The sequence below is a fragment of the Stenotrophomonas sp. 05L413 genome, from assembly GCF_056397945.1.
The window spans coordinates 45,311-60,960 of sequence record NZ_JBFTOL010000008.1; the positions used below are offsets into that span (position 1 = coordinate 45,311).

At 67.1% G+C, this 15,650-nt stretch carries 13 protein-coding genes and 1 pseudogene; 10 read left to right on the forward strand and 4 right to left on the reverse strand.

The features are described from left to right. Nucleotides 1–44: 44 nt before the first annotated feature. The 5 genes from lpxB to AC1DIQ_RS17765 all read left to right on the forward strand — a co-directional run bounded on the left by lpxB (nt 45) and on the right by AC1DIQ_RS17765 (nt 8,028). Entirely contained in the window at nt 45–1,262 is a 1,218-nt protein-coding gene (lpxB, locus tag AC1DIQ_RS17745) for a lipid-A-disaccharide synthase (protein WP_478050547.1), read from the forward strand. Next, nucleotides 1,259–1,921: a ribonuclease HII gene (locus AC1DIQ_RS17750; protein ID WP_121041468.1), complete on the forward strand. Its 663-nt coding sequence runs from the start codon at nt 1,259–1,261 to the stop codon at nt 1,919–1,921. Before lpxB ends, AC1DIQ_RS17750 begins: the two co-directional genes overlap by 4 nt. Nucleotides 1,922–2,469: 548 nt before the next feature. Then, nucleotides 2,470–6,051, forward strand: a complete 3,582-nt coding sequence (dnaE, locus tag AC1DIQ_RS17755; protein ID WP_478050511.1) for a DNA polymerase III subunit alpha — start codon at nt 2,470–2,472, stop codon at nt 6,049–6,051. Nucleotides 6,052–6,082: 31 nt separating this feature from the next. Beyond that, nucleotides 6,083–6,955 carry a hypothetical protein gene (locus AC1DIQ_RS17760; RefSeq protein WP_152151749.1) on the forward strand — a complete coding sequence of 291 codons (873 nt, stop codon included), beginning with the start codon at nt 6,083–6,085 and terminating at the stop codon, nt 6,953–6,955. A gap of 113 nt (nt 6,956–7,068) precedes the next feature. Then, nucleotides 7,069–8,028 (forward strand): acetyl-CoA carboxylase carboxyltransferase subunit alpha, encoded by a 960-nt coding sequence (locus AC1DIQ_RS17765; RefSeq protein ID WP_121041462.1) that lies wholly within the window; start codon nt 7,069–7,071, stop codon nt 8,026–8,028. 115 nt (nt 8,029–8,143) lie between these two features. Here the strand turns inward: AC1DIQ_RS17765 and AC1DIQ_RS17770 are convergent, their stop codons facing one another. Continuing rightward, a complete protein-coding gene (locus tag AC1DIQ_RS17770; RefSeq protein ID WP_121041460.1) occupies nt 8,144–8,599 on the reverse strand; it encodes a CopD family protein in 456 nt (151 codons plus the stop codon). 158 nt (nt 8,600–8,757) lie between these two features. On the opposite strand from AC1DIQ_RS17770, the gene AC1DIQ_RS17775 reads away from it, so the two are divergent. Together AC1DIQ_RS17775 and AC1DIQ_RS17780 are read left to right on the forward strand one after the other, a co-directional pair. Continuing rightward, nucleotides 8,758–9,354 carry a class I SAM-dependent DNA methyltransferase gene (locus tag AC1DIQ_RS17775; protein WP_121041458.1) on the forward strand — a complete coding sequence of 199 codons (597 nt, stop codon included), beginning with the start codon at nt 8,758–8,760 and terminating at the stop codon, nt 9,352–9,354. 57 nt (nt 9,355–9,411) lie between these two features. After that, nucleotides 9,412–10,767: a polyhydroxyalkanoate depolymerase gene (locus tag AC1DIQ_RS17780; RefSeq protein ID WP_183073770.1), complete on the forward strand. Its 1,356-nt coding sequence runs from the start codon at nt 9,412–9,414 to the stop codon at nt 10,765–10,767. A 73-nt stretch (nt 10,768–10,840) separates the two neighbouring features. On the opposite strand, the pseudogene AC1DIQ_RS17785 reads toward AC1DIQ_RS17780, so the two are convergent. Both AC1DIQ_RS17785 and AC1DIQ_RS17790 read right to left on the reverse strand, forming a co-directional pair. Beyond that, nucleotides 10,841–11,737: pseudogene (locus AC1DIQ_RS17785) on the reverse strand (sensor domain-containing protein); the annotation flags it as partial. Then, a complete protein-coding gene (locus AC1DIQ_RS17790; RefSeq protein ID WP_121041452.1) occupies nt 11,734–12,099 on the reverse strand; it encodes a PadR family transcriptional regulator in 366 nt (121 codons plus the stop codon). The pseudogene AC1DIQ_RS17785 and the gene AC1DIQ_RS17790, both read right to left, overlap by 4 nt. A 150-nt stretch (nt 12,100–12,249) precedes the next feature. On the opposite strand from AC1DIQ_RS17790, the gene AC1DIQ_RS17795 reads away from it, so the two are divergent. Further along, nucleotides 12,250–13,149, forward strand: a complete 900-nt coding sequence (locus tag AC1DIQ_RS17795; RefSeq protein WP_121041450.1) for a peptidylprolyl isomerase — start codon at nt 12,250–12,252, stop codon at nt 13,147–13,149. A 98-nt stretch (nt 13,150–13,247) separates the two neighbouring features. On the opposite strand, the gene AC1DIQ_RS17800 is transcribed toward AC1DIQ_RS17795, so the two are convergent. Then, nucleotides 13,248–14,129: a DMT family transporter gene (locus AC1DIQ_RS17800; protein WP_121041448.1), complete on the reverse strand. Its 882-nt coding sequence runs from the start codon at nt 14,127–14,129 to the stop codon at nt 13,248–13,250. Nucleotides 14,130–14,289: 160 nt separating this feature from the next. On the opposite strand from AC1DIQ_RS17800, the gene AC1DIQ_RS17805 reads away from it, so the two are divergent. Together AC1DIQ_RS17805 and AC1DIQ_RS17810 are read left to right on the forward strand one after the other, a co-directional pair. Then, nucleotides 14,290–15,240, forward strand: a complete 951-nt coding sequence (locus AC1DIQ_RS17805; RefSeq protein ID WP_152151734.1) for a LysR substrate-binding domain-containing protein — start codon at nt 14,290–14,292, stop codon at nt 15,238–15,240. An 88-nt stretch (nt 15,241–15,328) separates the two neighbouring features. Continuing rightward, entirely contained in the window at nt 15,329–15,622 is a 294-nt protein-coding gene (locus AC1DIQ_RS17810; RefSeq protein ID WP_019184421.1) for a hypothetical protein, read from the forward strand. The last annotated feature ends 28 nt before the right edge of the window (nt 15,623–15,650 follow it).

Genomic DNA, 15,650 nt, shown 5'->3' on the forward strand with positions numbered 1-15,650 from the left:
ACCCCCCGGGCATGACGACCGCCGAGATCATTCCACTCGCTGCGATGGCGACCAGCGTTGAACAGACGCTGGCCGTGCGCACCTCCGAGCGCCCTGTGCGGATCGCCCTGGTCGCCGGTGAAGCCTCCGGCGACCTGCTCGGGGCCGGCCTGATCCGCGAATTGCGCCTGCGCTTCCCGAATGCCGAGTTCGCCGGCATCGGCGGCGATGCCATGCGCAGCGCCGGCTGCCAGACCTGGTTCGACGCCAGCGAACTGGCGGTGATGGGCCTGACCGAAATCCTGCGCCACCTGCCGCGCCTGCTCAAACTACGCCGCGCGTTCCGCGCGCGTGCGCTGGAGTGGCAGCCGGACGTGTTCATCGGCATCGACGCGCCCGATTTCAACCTCGGCGTCGAGCGCTGGCTGAAGGAACGCGGCGTGCGCACCGTCCATTACGTCAGCCCCTCGGTCTGGGCCTGGCGTGAGAAGCGTGCCGAGAAGATCGGGGCCAGCGCCGATCTGGTCCTGTGCCTGTTCCCGATGGAACCGCCGATCTACGCCAAGCACAGCATCGACGCCCGCTTCGTCGGCCATCCCATGGCCGATGACATCCCGCTGCACAATGATCGCGAACAGGCGCGTGCCGCACTCGGCCTGCCCTCCAACGCGAAGGTACTGGCGGTACTGCCCGGCAGCCGCCTGGGGGAAATCAGCAAGCTCGGCGAACCGTTCTTCGAAGCCGCCTGGCAGGTTTCCGAACGCATCCCCGGCCTGCACGTGGTGGTTCCGGCCGCCAACGCCGCCTGCCGCACCCTGATCAGCGAGCAACTTTCCGCCTCGGCGTTGCCGGTTGCCCATTCGCACCTGCTCGACGGCAACGCGCGCACCGCGATGATCGCCGCCGACGTGGTCGTGCTCGCCTCCGGCACCGCCACCCTGGAGACGATGCTGGTCAAACGCCCGATGGTGGTCGGCTACCGCGTGGCCGAACTCACCTACCGCATCGTCAAGGCGCTGGGGCTGCTCAAGGTCGACCGCTTCGCCCTGCCCAACATCCTGGCCGGCAAGGACCTCGCGCCGGAGCTGATGCAGCACGACTGCACCCCGGACAAACTGGCCGCCGCCATCCTGCAGTGGTTCGATCGCCCCCAGCGCGTGACCGACCTGCAGGACACTTACCAGCGCCTGCACCTGCAGCTGCGGCGCGACGCCTCCGCACGGGCCGCCGACGCCGTCACCGAGCTGCTTGAACGCGGCCCCCACCACGGCCGCGCCGCATGAGCCGTCGCCACGCCGCCGCCGCTTCACTGGCCCTGTTCGACGGCGCCGCCCTGGCCACCGTCGCCCCGCGCTACGTGGCCGGGGTGGATGAAGCCGGCCGCGGCCCCCTGGCCGGGCCCGTCGCGGTGGCCGCCGTGGTGTTCTGCCCCGACCGACCGCGCCTCAACGGCCTGGACGACTCCAAGCAGCTCACCGCGGCACGCCGTGACCAGCTCTACGACAAGATCCTCGACCGCGCCCTGGCCTGGCACGTGGTGATGGTGGACGTCGGCGACATCGACGCCCTCAACATCTACCAGGCCACGATGCTCGGCATGCGCCGCGCCGTCGAAGGCGTGGCCCACGTCGCCCAGTTCGCCCGCATCGACGGCAACGTCGTCCCCAAAGGCCTGCCCTGCCCGGCCCAGGCCCTGATCGGCGGCGACGCCCTCGACCGCGCCATCATGGCCGCCTCGATCCTTGCCAAAGTCAGCCGCGACCGCTTCATGCAGACGCTGCACGACGCCCACCCCGAATACGGCTTCGACCAGCACAAAGGCTACGGCACCCCTGCCCATCTCGCCGCCCTGCGCAGCCACGGCCCCTGCCCCCAGCACCGCCGCAGCTTCGCCCCCGTCCGCGCGTGCCTGGAACCCGACCGCAGCAGCCTCCCCGCCTGAGCGCTGCACTTGTCGGGCCCTGCCCGGCACGGCACCAAAGAACACACGGCGATTGCTCGCCACCGGGCCTCAGCCACCGGTGGAAAGGTGGGCGGTTACTCGCGCCTGCCTACCTGATATCTGTCGAAGGCTGACTGGTGCCTGCCTCTGCGCACCCGCCATCTATCGAAGAATGGGCCGTTGCCAACCCCAACGCCCCCCTCACCTATCGAAGGATCAGCTGTTGCTCGCCCCAACGCACCGGCCATCTGTCGAAGGGGTGGTGGGGGTAGAGGCGCGGGACCGTTAGGCAGCATGGATGCTGCCTACGAGCTTACAGGGATGTATTCACAGCGCGTCCCGCGACTCTGCCCCCGCCGCCCCAGCCCGCAGCACCACCGGGCCCACCGCTCCTGCACTTGCTTCACCAACGCCAAACCCCGCAACCGCTGGAACCGCCGAAGCAAACCTGAACCCCAGCGCCAACCCGCGCCCCCGCAACACCCCTGTCAAGCCTTGTTAGCGACCACCGCCACCGCTACCCTGACCGGGCATCACATTGGTTCGGCATGTCCACTTCCCGTTTCGTACATCTCCACGTCCACACCGAATTTTCGCTGGCGGATTCGACCATCCGTGTCCCGGCGAAGCCGGATCAGGCTGACCCGAAAAAAGCCAAGCAGGCCAACCTGCTCAGCCGCGCGGTCGAACTGAAGCTGCCCGCACTGGCAGTGACGGATCTCAACAACCTGTTCGCGCTGGTCAAGTTCTACAAAGCCGCCGAAACCGTGGGCATCAAGCCCATCGCCGGCGCGGACATCATGATCGCCGAAGAAGGCATGACGCCCTGGCGCATGACCCTGCTCTGCCGCGACCGCGAAGGCTACCTCAGCCTCTCCAGGCTGCTGACCCGCGCCTGGATGGAAGGCCACCGCCCCGAAGGCGGCGTCGCCGTCCACCCGGACTGGCTCAAAGCCGGCTGCCACAACCTGTTCGCACTGGCCGGCCGCGACAGCCTCGCCGGCCGCCTCGCCGGCGACGGCCGCCACGACCTGGCCGAGCAGCAGCTCGCCGATTGGCAGCGCGTGTTCGGTGACGGCCTGCACCTGGAGCTGACCCGCACCGGCCGCGAGGGCGAAGAAGCCTTCAACCAGTTCGCCCTGCAGGCTGCCGGCCAGCGCGGCCTGCCGGTGATCGCCAGCAACGATGTGCGCTTCCTGCAGCCGGAAGACTTCAGCGCCCACGAAGCGCGCGTCTGCATCTCCTCCGGCCGCGTGCTGGACGATCCCAAACGCCCGCGCGATTACAGCGACCAGCAGTACCTCAAATCCGCCGAGGACATGTGCGCGCTGTTCGCCGACATTCCCGACGCGATCGACAACACGCTGGCGCTGGCTGAACGCTGCAACATCGAGATGCGGCTGGGCACCTACTTCCTGCCCAACTATCCGGTGCCCGAAGAGGAAACCCTCGACAGCTGGATCTGCAGCGAATCGCGCAAGGGGCTGGAAGCGCGCCTCGAAAAGAATCCGCTGGCACCGGGCAAGACCCGCGCCGATTATGTCGAGCGCCTCGAATTCGAACTGGCCACCATCATCAAGATGGGCTTCCCCGGTTACTTCCTGATCGTGGCCGACTTCATCCAGTGGGGAAAGAACCAGGGCATTCCGATCGGCCCCGGCCGCGGTTCCGGTGCCGGCTCGCTGGTGGCCTGGGCGCTGCAGATCACCGATCTGGATCCGATCCCGTACAACCTGCTGTTCGAGCGGTTCCTCAACCCCGAACGCGTGTCGATGCCCGACTTCGACATCGACTTCTGCATGGACCGCCGCGACGAAGTGATCGACTACGTCGCGCGCAAGTACGGCCGCGACCGCGTCAGCCAGATCATCACCTACGGCACCATGGCGGCCAAGGCCGTGGTGCGCGATTCCGGCCGCGTGCTCGGCTTCCCGTACGGTCTGGTCGATGGCGTCTCCAAGCTGATCCCCAACATCCTGGGCATCTCGCTCAAAGATGCGATGGGCGAAGGCAAGGATTCGGAAATGGCCTCGCCGGAGCTGATCCAGCGCTACCAGAACGAAGACGATGTCCGCGATCTGATCGACCTGGCGCGCCAGCTCGAAGACCTCACCCGCAACGCCGGCAAGCACGCCGGTGGCGTGGTGATCGCGCCCGAACCGCTGGCCGAGTTCTGCCCGCTGTTCGCCGAACATGACGAAGGCGGCCGCGGCCGCAACCCGGTCACCCAGTTCGACAAGAACGACGTCGAAGAAATCGGCCTGGTGAAGTTCGACTTCCTCGGCCTGCGCACACTGACGATCATCGACTGGGCGGTCAAGGCGATCAACAAACGCCATGAGCGCGCCGGCATTCCGCCGGTGGACATCACCGCGCTGCCACTGGATGACGTGCCCACCTACAAGGACATCTTCGCCAACGGCAATACCGGCGCGGTGTTCCAGTTCGAATCCTCGGGCATGCGCCGCCTGCTGAAAGACGCGCGTCCTGACCGCTTCGAAGATCTCATCGCGCTGGTGTCGCTGTACCGCCCCGGCCCGATGGACCTGATTCCCTCCTTCAACGCGCGTAAGCACGGGCAGGAAGAAATCATCTATCCCGATCCGCGCACCGAAGCGATCCTGAAAGACACCTACGGCATCATGGTGTACCAGGAGCAGGTGATGCAGATGGCGCAGATCGTCGGCGGTTACTCGCTCGGCGGCGCCGATCTGCTGCGCCGTGCGATGGGCAAGAAAGTGCCGGCCGAAATGGCCAAGCACCGCGAGATCTTCCGCGAAGGTGCGGCCAAGGACGGTGTCGTCGAAGCCAAGGCCGACGCGATTTTCGACCTGATGGAGAAGTTCGCCGGCTACGGCTTCAACAAGTCGCACGCCGCCGCCTACGCGCTGGTGAGTTACCAGACCGCCTGGCTCAAGCGGCATTACCCGGCCGAGTTCATGGCCGCGACGCTGTCCTCGGACATGGACAACACCGACAAGGTGGTCGGCTTCCTTGCCGAAGTGCGCAACCTCGGCCTGACCGTGCTGCCGCCGCGCGTGAACGAATCGGCGTACATGTTCGAAGCCTCCAGCGCCGACACCATCGTGTACGGCCTGGGCGCGATCAAGGGCGTCGGCCAGGGTGCCTGCGAAGCGATCGTGGAGGAACGACAGCGTGGCGGCCGTTACGCATCGCTGCTGGATTTCTGCATGCGTGCCGGATCGGGCAAGCTCAATCGCCGCACGCTGGAAGCGATGATCAACTGCGGCGCGATGGACGGGCTCGGCAAGAACCGCGCCTCGCTGATGCTGCAACTGCCCGAAGTGCTCAAGGCCACCGACCAGATGGCGCGCGAGAAGGCCTCCGGGCAGAACTCGCTGTTCGGCGCGCCCGATCCGGTCAGCACGGCGATGCAGCTGGAGTTGCCGGAAGCCAACGAGTGGGCGCTGGGCCAGTTGCTGGACGGCGAGCGCGAAACGCTGGGCTTCTACCTCAGTGGCCACCCGTTCGATCCCTACGCCGATGACGTCAAGGAACTGGTCGGCACCGACCTGGGCAAGCTGGAAAAGCTGATCCCGCCGGCCCGCCCGAGCAAGGACGGCGAGAAGCGTGCCTGGCGCCAGGAAACGCCGGTGATCCTGGCCGGCCTGGTGGTCGGCGTACGCCGCAAGGGCGAGAGCCAGATCTTCATGCAGCTCGAAGACGGCAAGGGCCGCGTGGAATGCAGCGCCTTCACCGATGGCCTGGCCGAGTTCGGCCACCTGATGACCAAGGACCGGATCCTGGTGGTCAAGGGCGGCCTGCGCGAAGACGAGTTCAACGGCGGCTATGCGCTGCGCATCCGTCAGGTCTGGGATTACGAAGACATCTGCGCCAACTACGCCACGCGGCTGTCACTGCGGGTGGACCTGCGCCATGACGGTGCGGTGTGGAACCGCGTCAACGCCCTGCTCGACCGGCATCGCCCCGGCCGCACACCGCTGCGGCTGGACCTGCTGCTCGGCTCGGAACAGGGCCCGGTGGCCGGCATGCTCGATGTCGCCGGTGACATCGCCGTGCGCGTGGACAGCCACCTGGTCGATGCGTTGCGCGCCGATCCCGCGGTCCGCACGGTGAAGGTGCGCTACAGCCCGCCCTGGGCGAACTGATTTTTTTCTGTTGCAACACAGGTATTTTGTTTTGATCAAGCGTTTTGCCGTGCTGCTGAGTGCAGCCGTCGCCCTCACCGGCTGTGCCGGCCCCGCCCAGACCTTCGAGATCGACAACCCGGGCGATACCCCGCTGACCCTGCGCATCGACGGCAACGAACTGCCGATCGCCGCGCACGCCTCGCGCCCGGTCAAGCTCCAGCCCGGTGAGCATCACCTGCAGACCGACCAGCTCGGCGACGTGCGCTTCATCGTCTACGCCAGCGGCAAGGGCGGGTTGATCAACCCGACCTTGGCCGAGTACGTGATCGCCAACGAGATCTACGTCACCAGCGAAGACAAGCTGCAGAACTTCGGCAGCCTGGACAAGCAGATCGAGCTGGGCGGGGTGACCTTCCAAGGGCCGTACCAGAGCACGCACGACCTGTTCATCGACAAGGCGTGGAGCTTCGGCGTCCGCGAGCCGTTCCCGGAGGTGCAGACCGTGGCCCACGTGGACGCCAGTGGCGGCCGGATCAACGCCAAGATCTTCACCGCCCCGGATTTCATCGCCTACGTCGAAGCAGGCATGGGCCAGCCCGGTGCTTACGCACGCCAGCAGCCCCACGGCTACGCCGCGCCCGCCTACGCGCTGGAAGCCGCCCCGACCGCACTGCCCGCGCTGGACCCGGCCTTCGAGGCCCATGCCGGCCCGCTGCGCGAGCTGTACACCCGCTACCTGCATGCCACCACCGCCGATGCGCAGCTGCAGCTCCAGCAGGAGGCCTTCCAGGCGCAGATGGCGTTCACCGCCGCCACCGCCCGGCTGGGCTCGGGCCTGCCCAAGGAAGCCAACGAGGGCTACAACACCTTCGTGAAGACCCGCAGCACGCTGATGGGCAGCGCGGCGCTGGTCGTCCCCTGAGCTGACTGGCGCGCCTGGCCCCGCTGCGCTAACGTCGGTTTCCAGACGACGGCGTACGGGGCTTTTCGGCGCATTCGGCTACACTTTCCCTCTTTTCTTCACGACGGTTTCCGATGAATCCGAACTACCTCGACTTCGAGCAACCCATCGCTGATCTGGAGGCGAAGATCCAGGAACTGCGCAGCGCCAGCGCCGGACCTGCGGTCAATGTCGAGGCCGAGGTCAATGCCCTGCAGGACAAGCTGCGGGTGCGCACTGCACAGATCTTCCGCAACCTGACCTCCTGGCAGGTGCTGCAGCTGGCCCGGCATCCGTCCCGCCCGTATACCGAGGACTACATCCGCATCATCTGCGATGAGTTCCAGGAACTGGCCGGCGACCGCGCCTTCGCCGACGACAAGGCGATCATCGGCGGCCTGGCCCGTATCGGTGGTCGCTCGGTGATGCTGATCGGCCATCAGAAGGGCCGCGACACCAAGGAAAAGATCAGGCGCAACTTCGGCATGCCCAAGCCGGAGGGCTACCGCAAGGCGCTGCGCCTGATGAAGATGGCCGAGCGCTTCGGCCTGCCGGTGTTGACCCTGATCGACACCGCCGGCGCCTGGCCGGGCATCGATGCCGAATCGCGCGGCCAGTCCGAAGCGATCGCACGCAACCTGATGGAAATGGCCGAACTGAAGGTGCCGGTGGTCTGCACGGTGATCGGTGAAGGCGGTTCGGGTGGCGCACTGGCACTGGGTGTGGGCGACCGCACCGTGATGCTGGAGTACAGCGTGTACTCGACCATCAGCCCGGAAGGCTGCGCCTCGATCCTGTGGAAGGACCCGGCCAAGGCCAAGGACGCCGCCGAACAGCTCGGCCTGACCGCCCCGCGCCTGAAGAGCCTGGGCTTGGTGGACAAGGTCCTGCGTGAGCCCACCGGTGGCGCCCACCGCAACCCGAACCAGATGGCCAAGCGCCTCAAGGCCGTGCTGCTCAACGAGCTGGACGTGCTGGAGAAGCTGCCGGTCGATGAGCTGCTGCAGAAGCGCTACGAGCGCCTGCGCAGCTACGGGACCTACGAAGTGGCCTGACCGGGCTGCGGCGGAAACGGAAAAGCCGGACGCGTGAGCGCCCGGCTTTTTTTTGTGCAGCACACCGGCGGCGTGGCGCGGCTATAGGGCCGGCCGCTGGCCGGTTTTGACTGACTCAGAACGGCTTGGCGATCACCAGCCAGACCACGCCGATGAACAGCACCAGCGGCAGTTCGTTGAACCAGCGCAGCGCACGCGAGGACGGCAGCAGCTTGCCCTTCACCGCGCCTTTCAGCAGCCGCCCGGTCCACGAGTAATACACCAGCAGCAGCACCACCAGGCCGAGCTTGGCATGCAGCCAGCCCGCCGCACCGGGCGCGACCATGGTCGGAAAATCGGGAATCACGCGGTAGCCCAGCCACAGCACCACGCCCAGGATCAGCGCGAGGCCGAACATCATGTGGCCGAACTTGTACAGGCGCAGGCCCATCAGCTGCAGCCGCTCGGTCACCGGCAGCTGGCCGGCGGTCTCGCTGAGGTTGACCAGGATCCGGGGCAGATAGAACACCGCCGCCATCCACGCCACCACGAACAACAGGTGGAAGGTCTTGACCCAGTAGTAGGACTGCATGTGCTTGCTCCGGCGGCTGGCATGGGTTGGCCGCCATTCTCGCATGCCCGGCAGGGCCGCCCATGCGTGGCGGGCGCGACCCATCGCCACACCTCAACTACGCATCCGCGCGCCCACGCCGTACGATAAGCGCCGCTTTCACCCACGTGCATATCCCCATGGACAAAACCTACGACGCCGCTTACTTCCAGCGCTGGTACCAGCCTGACCAGACCGGTGGCGCCGCGCGCCTGGCGCGCAAGGTGGCGCTCGCGGTGGCCAGCGCCGAGTACTACCTGGAACGCCCGATCCGCAGCGTGCTGGATATCGGCTGTGGCGAAGGCGCCTGGCGTGCCCCGCTGCTCAAACTGCGCCCCCGCGTGCAGTACCTGGGCTTCGACAGCAGCGATTACGCCGTGCACCGCTACGGCCGCAGCCGCAACCTGCACCCGGCCAAGGTCGGCGATTTCGCCTGGCTGCGCCCGTGCGCACCGGTGGATCTGCTGATCTGCTCGGACGTGATGCATTACGTGCCCAGCCGCGAGCTGCGCCCGGCACTGGAGGGCTTTGCCGAACTGACCGCCGGCGTGGCCTTCCTGGAGGCATTCACGGCCGAGGATGACTTCGATGGCGACAACGAAGGCTTCCAGCCGCGCCCGGCGCGCTGGTACCGCAGCCAGCTCAAGCGCGTGGGGTTCACAGCGTTGGGCTCGCACTGCTGGCTGTCGCCCGCACTGGCCGGGCACGCGGCTGCACTGGAACGCGGCACGCCCTGAGTCTCGATAACAACTGAGACAGGACCCGCATTAAGGCGCCCGCGCGACGGGTACGCTATGCTGCGCGGCAACATAAGACCATACATATTGGACGTCATGCTATATCAGCTGCATGAGTTGACCCGCAACCTGCTCGCCCCGTGGGTGCACCAGGCCCAGGCCAACGCGAAGTTCTTCGCCAATCAAGGTCATTGGTGGTCGCAGATGCCCGGCGCGGATCGCCTGGCCGCTGTGAACGAGCTGTTCCACCGCATCGGCAAGGATTACGAGAAGCCCGAATGGGGCATCAACGAAATCGACGTCGAGGGCGAGCGCGTGCCGATCGTCGTCCACGAAGAGATCAGCAAGCCGTTCTGCAAACTGCTGCGCTTCAAGCGCCACAGCAATGAAGCCGACCAGCTGCACACCATGCTCAACCAGCCGTTCGTGCTGGTGGTGGCGCCGTTGTCCGGCCACCACGCCACGCTGCTGCGCGATACCGTGCGCACCCTGCTGCGCGATCACCGCGTGTACGTGACCGACTGGGTCGATGCGCGCATGGTGCCGGGCAGTGAAGGCGAGTTCGGGCTGGATGACTACATTGCCTATGTGCAGGAATTCATCCGCCACCTTGGCGCGGAAAAGCTGCACGTGATCAGCGTCTGCCAGCCGACCGTGCCGGTGCTTGCCGCCGTCTCGCTGATGGCCAGCCGTGGCGAAACCACGCCGCGGTCGCTGGTGATGATGGGTGGCCCGATCGATGCGCGCTGCAGCCCGACCGCGGTCAACAACCTGGCCACGCAGAACCCGATGTCGTGGTTCGAGAACAACGTCATCCACACCGTGCCGGCGACCTTCCCCGGCGCCGGCCGCCGCGTGTACCCGGGCTTCCTGCAGCACGCCGGGTTCCTGTCGATGAACCCGAGCCGCCACTTCAGTTCGCACTGGGATTTCTATGCCGACCTGGTCAAGGGCGACATGGAAGATGCCGACGCCCACCGTCGTTTCTACGATGAGTACAACGCGGTGCTCGACATGCCGGCCAAGTACTACCTGGACACGATCCGCGTGGTCTTCCAGGAGTTCCTGCTGCCGCGCGGCGAGTGGTACGTACAGGGTGAACGCGTGGATCCCAGCGCGATCACCGGCACCGCACTGCTGAGCATCGAAGGCGAGCTGGACGATATCGCCGGCCTCGGCCAGACCGAAGCGGCGCAGGACCTGTGCACCGGCATTCCGGCCGCGCATCGCGAGCATTTCATCGTCGAAGGCGCCGGCCACTACGGCATTTTCAGCGGCCGCCGCTGGCGCGAAACGGTCTACCCCAAGGTGCGCGATTTCTTCGCGGCCCATGCGCAGAGCGTGGCCAGCAAGCCGAAAAAAGCCGCGAAGATCGCGAGCAACGTGACCCCGTTGCGCCGTAAAGCGGGCTGACGCCCGCTTGCCGACCGCCCCCCCGACCAGGGGGCTTACGCTGTGGGTAGTGCCGGCCGCTGGCCGGCTGCGCTTTCATCCAGCAGCTTGGGGGGCCGGCCGTGACCCAGAGCGGCAGCATCTGAATGCCGTCGATGTGGATGCCCACGTAGTCACTGGAGAACAGCGCCGCCACCGGTGCCCAGATGAAGCCGATCGAGGTCGACAACAACGTGGTGGCGATCGTGAAGTAGACGATGCCCAGCGGCAGCATCAGCACGAAGTACAGCAGCGTCAGCCAGGTCCGGCCATCGGTGAACATGTCGCCGATGCGCTGCAGCCAGCTGCGGCTGCGGTCGGAATACGTCGGCCGGCGCGGCATGCGCTCGCCGAGCAGGGCTTCGACCAACCGCCCTTCCAGCAGCGACAGACCGCGCACCGAGCCGAAGAACACCACCGCCACCGGAATGCCGATGATCAGCACCATCAGGCCCAGCGACAGCGACAGGCCGGTAACCACCCAGGTGAAGAAGAACGTACCGGTGGCCAGCGACAGGAGCATGTAGAAGAGCGCGCCATAGGTGCGTGCCTCCAGGGCGACACCGAAGAAGCGGGCCACGGCCGAGCGTGGCTTGGGCGGCGCCTGCAGCGGTGGTACCGAGGCGATGCCGGGGCTGCTGGCCGCTGCACGTCGGATCGGCGCAGCACCCGCGCTCGGCGTGCGCAGCGCACGGTTCACGGTGATTTCCGTTTCGCGGTAGATCTCGGCCACTTCTTCCGGCGCACCGTAGCTGCCGGCCACATCGGCGATCACCTCGGCCTCGCTGCGGCCCGGCTGTGCGGCCAGCTCCGAGCGCAGGTATTCCTCGGCGTCGTACAGGGCGTCCTGCACCATCGCCGGATCGGCGTCGTGCAGCGCCGCGCGCAGCTGTGCCAGATACGCCGGGATGGTGGTCGGCAAGGCCCGACCGGCCACGGATTCGATGTTCATGCAGTTACCCCTTCCAGGACGGAATCGACGGAATCACGGGTGGCACGCCACGCGGCGGTCCATTGGCTGAGCACTTCACGCCCCGTGTCATTGATGCGGTAATAGCGGCGCGGTGGCCCGGCCACCGACGGTTCAACATGGCTTTCCAGCAACCCGGCCCCTTCCAGGTTGCGCAGCACCGGGTACAGCGCGCTCTGCTTGCCGCTCAGCACGCCCTCGCCGACCCGCTCCAGCTCCTTGGCGATCAGGTAGCCGTACAGCGGCTCGCCGGCCTTGGCCAGTACCGCCAGCAGGGCCAGGGAGACCGTGCCGGAGCTGAGCTCTTTCTGGAACTTCTTGAGGTGGACTTCGTGGTCGCTCATGGCGGTCTCCGCTAGCGTGGAGTCCACACTAGTCGGAACTTCGCTATAGCGGATGTGTCGTTAGTCACCGTGCCGCAGGACATCCCCTGGCTGGCCGTAGCCGGTGCGCTTCGCGCACAATCGGGCACTCCCTTCCTGAACGGGTCTGCCATGTCGCCACGTCGTCCTGCCCTGCTCACCCTCGCTCTGGCCTGCCTGCTGCCCAGCCTGGCCAGCGCGGCCACGCCTTACCGCAGCCCGCAGCAGATTCTGGACGCCTCGCCGGACAGTGACTGGCGCACGCCCGACCCGGCCAACCTGCTGTACATGAACCTGCCCGCCGGCCGCGTCATCATCGAGCTGGCCCCGGCGTTCGCGCCGCAGCACGTGGCCAACATCCAGACGCTTGCCCACGAGCATTTCTGGGATGGCGAGAGCATCTACCGCGCGCAGGACAATTTCGTGGTGCAGTTCGGCGATGCCGACGCCGATGATGCCGCCAAGGCGAAGCCGCTCGGCAGCGCCACGCGCAAGCTCCCGGCCGAGTTCCAGCGCGACAGCAAGGGGCTCAAGGTCAGCCCCCTGCCCGACCGTGACGGCTGGGCCGACCAGACCGGTTTCGTCAACGGCTTCCCGGTGGGCCAGGACCGCGAGGACGGCAAGACCTGGCTGGCGCATTGCTACGGTGCACTGGGCGCCGGCCGCAGCAACGAGGAAGACAGCAGCATCGGCGCGGAGCTGTACGTGGTGACCGGGCAGTCACCGCGTCAGCTGGACCGCAACATCACCGTGGTCGGCCGCGTGCTGCAGGGCATGGAGCTGCTCAGCGCGCTGCCGCGTGGACCGGCACCGATGGGCTTCTACGCCGATCCGGCGCAGCGCACCGCGATCCAGTCGATCCAGCGTGCCAGCGATGTACCGGCTGCGCAGCGACCCAAGCTGCAGGTGCTGCGCACCGACTCCAGGACCTTTGCCGATGCGACCGAAGCGCGCCGCAACCGCGTCGATGATTTCTACAAGCGGCCGGCCGGCCACATCGACCTGTGTAACATCCCGGTGCCGGTGCGATAAGGCCAAGCCACTGGCGCGTTGAACGTGCATGGGATTGGATATGCACGTCTCGGTCGTGCCGGCCGCTGGCCGGCCGATCGCCTCCGCAGAGGCGATCTCTATCGCTTCTGGGACACCGCCACACTCCCGAGAATGAGCACGCCCGCCACGACCATCGCGCCGGTCACGGGTTCGCCCAGGAACACCCACGCGAACAGCGCACCGAACATCGGCACCAGATAGGTCACGGTCGAGGCACGAGCCGGGCCGATGCGGGCGATCAGGCGGTAGAACATCAGGAACGCCAGGCCGGTGCAGACCACGCCCAAGGCGATCGCGCAGGCCCAGGACAGCATCGGGATCGGGGCGGTCGGCCAATGGGTCAGCGCCATCGGCAGCAGCAGGATCGCCGCGCAGCCGAGCGTGGCACCGGCAGAGGCCGCCGGCGGCAGGCCGGTCATGTGGCGCTTCACCAGATTGACGCCCAAGCCATACAACAGCGCGGCCAGGGCACCGGCCATCACCGCCGCACCGATGCTCAGACCGGACACTTTGGCGGTGGCCAGCACCACCACGCCGGCGAAGCCGACCAGCAGGGCGATCGCGCGGCGCATGCCGATCTTTTCGCCGAAGAACAGGAACGCGATCAGCGCGGCGAACAGCACGGTCATCGCATTGCAGATCGCCCCGATCGCGGCCGGGGCGCGTTGTGCGGCCCAGGCGAACAGGACGAACGGGATGGCCGAATTGATCAGGCCGATCGGTGCCAGCCACAGCCAGCGACGCGCCGGAAACTGCGCGCGCGCCTGCCACAGGAACGGCAGCAGCACGAGCGCGCCGAGCAGCAACCGCACCTCCACCAGTGCGTACGGTCCGAAGGCCGGCACGGCCACCCGCATGAACAGGAATGAGCAGCCCCAGATCGCGCCGAGTACGGTCAGTTCCAGCGGGGTACGCCAATCGCGCTCCACCGTACCTGCGGCCAGCGGCGCCCCGCTCACGGTGGGCCTCCGCAGGGAAGCTGACACGCAGGGCGAGCGGTAAGGGACGGCAACATGCGCGTGAATCCGGGGGAGGAAGGGCGACAGCATCCGCCTGCCGTCACGCGCCCACAAGCGCGTAGTATCCGTGCAAGCCACAAATATGATTTGGGTCTCGACCATGATCCTTCGCCCTGCCCTGCTGCCCGCGCTGGGGGTGTTCGCGGTTGCCGCACGCCACCAGAACTTCGCCCACGCCGCCCAGGAGCTGCACCTCACCGCCAGCGCGGTCAGCCACCACGTGCGACGGCTGGAAGACCTGCTTGGAACCATCCTCTTCCAGCGCCATGCGCGCGGCGTGCGGCTGACCGCCGAAGGCCGCCAGTTGGCCGACGCGGCGGCGGCCGCGCTCAGTGATCTCAACGCAGTGGCCGGCAACCTGCATCCCCAGGCGGACATCGTGCCGCTGCGGGTCACCACCATCCGCTCGCTGTCGTACTGCTGGCTGATCCCGCGGTTGCCGCGCTTCACCCAACAGCATCCGCGCATGCGTATCGAGCTGCAGACCAGCACCGAGCTGGTGCGCTTCGACGAGACGGGTCCGGAACTGGGCATCCGTTACGGTCTTGGCCAGTGGCCAGGCATGACCGCGCATCACCTGATGGACGATGAACTCTGCCCGGTGGCCTCACCTTCCCTGGCGGGCGTCTCGACGCTGCGCGAACCGGCACAGATCGCCACCTTGCCGCTGCTCAGCGACATGTCGCCGCAGGGTTGGCGCGACTGGTTCCGGGCGGCGGGTGTGCGCGGGCTGGACCTGCCCTCGCTGCACACCTTCAGCGACAGCACCGATGCGATGCGCGCCGCGGTCTACGGCATCGGCGCAGTGCTGGCGCGCAAGCACATCGCCCAGCCCTACCTGCAGCGCTATGAGCTGGTGCGCCTGCCCGGCCCCGCACTCAAGGCGCGCTACGCCTACTATGTGGTCCACGCCGAACACCGGCCGCTCAGCCCGACCGCGCAGGCGTTCATGGACTGGCTCAAGCGCGAAGCACTGGATGAGCGCACCCCGCTGCCCGCCCTGCCCGATGAACTGCTGGGCCTGCCGCCTGCGGACCGCACGCACGACTGAACCGGGCGCCACGACCCGGCGCGCATCCTCACCCGACCTTTTCCGCGTGCTGGCTAGGCTGGAGTCCCTTTCCCCCGAGGCTCGACCCATGGCCCTGTTGCGACTGCGAATCACCGGCACCGAAGACGATGCACGTGCCATCACCGACCTGCTGCAGAGCATCGAGGGGATCGAACACGTCGAGGAAACCGACGACCTGATGCCGCACATGGACGACGACGATTCCAGCTCGGCCGGCCTGTCCGATGACATCGGCCCGGGCACGCACGAACTGGAAGTGGAAGTAGGCAACGCACTCGGCGCCCAGCGCGTGCGTGACGCGGTGCAGGAACTGGCGCTGGAGCTGGATGTCTTCGTGGAATACGAGCAGGACGAAGGCTGAGTCAACCGTCGTGCCGCGCTTTAGCGCG

Excerpts from the sequence above, each read along its gene's own strand:
- lpxB (WP_478050547.1), top strand. The coding sequence starts at position 45 with ATGGCGACCAGCGTTGAACAGACGCTGGCCGTGCGCACCTCCGAGCGC.
- AC1DIQ_RS17750 (WP_121041468.1), top strand. The coding sequence starts at position 1,259 with ATGAGCCGTCGCCACGCCGCCGCCGCTTCACTGGCCCTGTTCGACGGC.
- dnaE (WP_478050511.1), top strand. The coding sequence starts at position 2,470 with ATGTCCACTTCCCGTTTCGTACATCTCCACGTCCACACCGAATTTTCG.
- AC1DIQ_RS17765 (WP_121041462.1), top strand. The coding sequence starts at position 7,069 with ATGAATCCGAACTACCTCGACTTCGAGCAACCCATCGCTGATCTGGAG.
- AC1DIQ_RS17770 (WP_121041460.1), bottom strand. The coding sequence starts at position 8,599 with ATGCAGTCCTACTACTGGGTCAAGACCTTCCACCTGTTGTTCGTGGTG.
- AC1DIQ_RS17775 (WP_121041458.1), top strand. The coding sequence starts at position 8,758 with ATGGACAAAACCTACGACGCCGCTTACTTCCAGCGCTGGTACCAGCCT.
- AC1DIQ_RS17780 (WP_183073770.1), top strand. The coding sequence starts at position 9,412 with ATGCTGCGCGGCAACATAAGACCATACATATTGGACGTCATGCTATAT.
- AC1DIQ_RS17790 (WP_121041452.1), bottom strand. The coding sequence starts at position 12,099 with ATGAGCGACCACGAAGTCCACCTCAAGAAGTTCCAGAAAGAGCTCAGC.
- AC1DIQ_RS17795 (WP_121041450.1), top strand. The coding sequence starts at position 12,250 with ATGTCGCCACGTCGTCCTGCCCTGCTCACCCTCGCTCTGGCCTGCCTG.
- AC1DIQ_RS17805 (WP_152151734.1), top strand. The coding sequence starts at position 14,290 with ATGATCCTTCGCCCTGCCCTGCTGCCCGCGCTGGGGGTGTTCGCGGTT.
- AC1DIQ_RS17810 (WP_019184421.1), top strand. The coding sequence starts at position 15,329 with ATGGCCCTGTTGCGACTGCGAATCACCGGCACCGAAGACGATGCACGT.